Source organism: Streptomyces sp. WELS2, from assembly GCF_013870595.1.
Classification (GTDB): Bacteria; Actinomycetota; Actinomycetes; order Streptomycetales; family Streptomycetaceae; genus Streptomyces.
On the sequence record NZ_JACBWZ010000798.1, the window covers coordinates 1 to 2,772 of the forward strand.

Sequence of the window (2,772 nt, forward strand, 5' to 3'; positions counted from 1 at the left end):
TCGGCGAGGACCGCGATGAGCTGGCGCAGGCTGCGGACCCCGAGCACGGACACGCCGGGCACCAGTGCGGCCTCGGCGGCGGCGCACTCGGGCACGACCACCTGCTCGTACCCCGCGTCGGCTGCCGCGAGGACGGCCGGCAGGATGCCCCGTACCGGTCGCACCCGGCCGTCCAGTCCCAGCTCTCCGACCATGACGATGTCGGCGAGGACACGGGGATCGATCCGTTCGGCGGCGCCGAGCACCGCGCAGGCGACGGCCAGGTCGAAGCCCGAGCCCGCCTTGGGGACCGACGCCGGGCTGAGTCCGACGGTGAGCTTCTTCTGCGGCCACTCGGCGCCCGAGTTCACCACCGCGGCCCGTACCCGGTCGCGGCTCTCCGTCAGGCTCTTGTCCGGGAGGCCGACCAGGGTGAAGGCCGCCACTCCGGGTTCCAGGTCGGCCTGGACCTCGACGACCACGCCCTCGACGCCCACCAGGGCGACGGAGCAGGTGCGGGCGAACGCCATTCAGGCCACCCCCCGCGCGTGCTCGACCGAGGGGGCGCCCCGGCGGGGCAGGAGGACGCCGACGAGGTCGATGCGGACGCCGCCCGGCGGGGCTCCCCCGTGGGCCTGGATCCAGCGTTCGGCGAGGGCCCGCAGCCTGGCCGCCTTCTCGGGGGTCACCGCGGCCATCGGATGCTCGTACGCACCGCCCCTGCGGGTCTTCACCTCGCAGACGACGAGCGCGTCCCCGTCCCGCGCCACGATGTCGATCTCGCCGGACCGTCCCCCGCGCCAGTTGCGCTCCAGGATCGTCATGCCGGCCTCGGCGAGCCGCCGGGCGGCCAGGTCCTCGCCGTATTTGCCGATTGCCTCTCGTGCGTTCATGTCGGCACCTCCTCGGCGCCAACCGTCACGCTTTCCGGCCCCCACTGTTGATCTTGGGGGACTACTCGGCGGTTGTGGAAAACTCCGTCACCCGAACGGGTGGCGGCACAGGAAACCGCAGGTCATCAGCCGCCCGGCAGCTCCAGGTCGCTCTTGTTCAGCTCCTCGATGTTCACGTCCTTGAACGTCAGGACGCGCACCTGCTTGACGAAGCGAGCCGGGCGATACATGTCCCAGACCCAGGCGTCGGCCATGGTGACCTCGAAGAACACCTCGCCCTGAACCGAGTGCACCTGCATCTCGTAGTCATTGGTGAGATAGAAACGCCGCTCGGTCTCGATCACGTATTTGAACAGACCGACGACATCTCGGTACTCCCGGTAGAGCTTCAGCTCCATCTCGGTCTCGTACTTTTCGAGGTCCTCGGCGCTCATGGCATGTTCCCCTTCAGCCGTGCGATCCCACCATTGTGCGCCAGTCCGAGGATCCCTCAGACGATTTCCGTGTCGAGGGTCACGGGCCTGGCGGGGGGACCTTCGACGAGCAGCGTGCGCAGCAGCTCGGCGAGTCTGGTCGGGTACACCGTCTCATGCGCCCGGGTCAGTTCCCCACACGTCCACCAGCGCGCTCCGGCGACGCTGCGCCGCTCCAGCTCCGTCAGCCCCGTCGCCGCGGTCGCCGTCTGGCTGGTGCGGGCCAGGTAGTACCACTCGTCCTGGTCCCAGCGGCGGCCCGCGAACGGGAACGAGCAGCGCCGCCGCCAGAGCACGGGGCCCAGCTCGACATCGGTGATGCCGGTCTCCTCCGCGAGTTCCCGCAGCGCGGCCTCCTCGCGCGTCTCGGTGCCCTCCAGTCCCCCGCCGGGCGTGAACCACCAGTCGTCGTCCGGGTCGTCCGGCTCGTGCCCGTGCAGGAGCAGGATGCGGTCCCGGGGGTCGAGCAGCACCACCCGGGCCACCTTGCGCACGGCGCCCGCGCCGCCCTCGTACGGCTCCCCCGCCGGCCGCGTCGTGTCAGCGGGCACCGGCCGTCTCCGCACGGGTCGTGGCGGTACGGGAACGGCCGAGGCGGGCCGCGACCGGGCCGTAGGCGCCGCCGGCGAACACCAGGACCGCGCCGGCCACGATCAGCACCTCGATCGTGCGCAGCGGGCCCGGCTCGGAGAGGGCGCCCAGCGTCTCGAAACCGGTGGGGCGCTCGAGCATGCCCTTCCAGGGCCAGACGACGGCGTCCACGCGGGCCGAGACCGCGTCGCGGGAGACGGTGCCGCGCGCCGCGTCGGTGAGGTGGGCGGTGGAGTCCAGGGACCCCTGGCGTTCGTCGCCGAGGAGGAAGAGCCGGCCCTCGGGGACGGTCACCGTGCCGAAGCCCTTGAGCTCGGCCACGCTGCCCTTGGGCAGATAGGGCTCGTCGATCGGCTTGCCGTCGACGGTCAGCTTGCCGTCGGTGCAGCAGGAGACGGTGTCCCCGCCCACGGCGACGACCCGCTTGACCACCTTGGAATGGGCGATCCAGTTCTCGTCCTCGAAGACGACCACGTCACCGCGTCGCACCTCGTCACCGTCGATCCGCTGGGCCAGCACCCGGTCGCCGATGGCGATGGTGGGCGACATGGAGCCGGTCGGGACGGTGTACGGCCGGTAGACCAGGGCCGCCCACGCGAAGCCGCCGAGGAACATCACCAGCCCCAGCGCCATCACCAGTCCGGACAGCCGCTGCCCGAGCCGGCCGCCGCCGGTCCGTGCCGTGCCGGTGCCGCCGCCCGACGGGACCGTACGCGTCATGCTCTCGCCACCCATGGACCCGCACCCTACCCGGCGGTACCGAGCGGGGGCAGCCCCTCCTCCGCGACCGGGACCACCACGGCCGGAACCGGCCGAAGAAGGCCACGGCCACGCCG

General features: G+C 71.9%; 5 protein-coding genes. All 5 read right to left on the minus strand.

From position 1 onward, the window contains the following. Positions 1-509: magnesium chelatase domain-containing protein (locus H5J33_RS29980; RefSeq protein ID WP_309485520.1), on the minus strand; the 509-nt coding region annotated here is incomplete at its 3' end. Then, complete coding sequence (locus tag H5J33_RS29985; protein ID WP_181797930.1) at positions 510-872, minus strand: YraN family protein; 363 nt, start codon at positions 870-872, stop codon at positions 510-512. A gap of 125 nt (positions 873-997) precedes the next feature. Then, on the minus strand, positions 998-1,306 hold the full coding sequence (locus H5J33_RS29990) for a DUF2469 domain-containing protein (protein ID WP_014675276.1): 309 nt from the start codon (positions 1,304-1,306) through the stop codon (positions 998-1,000). Between the two features lie 56 nt (positions 1,307-1,362). Further along, positions 1,363-1,896, minus strand: coding sequence for an NUDIX hydrolase (locus H5J33_RS29995; RefSeq protein WP_181797931.1), 534 nt, complete (start codon positions 1,894-1,896; stop codon positions 1,363-1,365). Beyond that, complete coding sequence (lepB, locus tag H5J33_RS30000) at positions 1,886-2,671, minus strand: signal peptidase I (RefSeq protein ID WP_181797932.1); 786 nt, start codon at positions 2,669-2,671, stop codon at positions 1,886-1,888. The genes H5J33_RS29995 and lepB overlap by 11 nt, the downstream gene beginning before the upstream one ends. Positions 2,672-2,772 lie beyond the last annotated feature (101 nt).

Bases quoted from the DNA above. Each gene is read 5' to 3' on its own strand.
- H5J33_RS29985 (WP_181797930.1), bottom strand. From the start codon at position 872: ATGAACGCACGAGAGGCAATCGGCAAATACGGCGAGGACCTGGCCGCC.
- H5J33_RS29990 (WP_014675276.1), bottom strand. From the start codon at position 1,306: ATGAGCGCCGAGGACCTCGAAAAGTACGAGACCGAGATGGAGCTGAAG.
- lepB (WP_181797932.1), bottom strand. From the start codon at position 2,671: ATGGGTGGCGAGAGCATGACGCGTACGGTCCCGTCGGGCGGCGGCACC.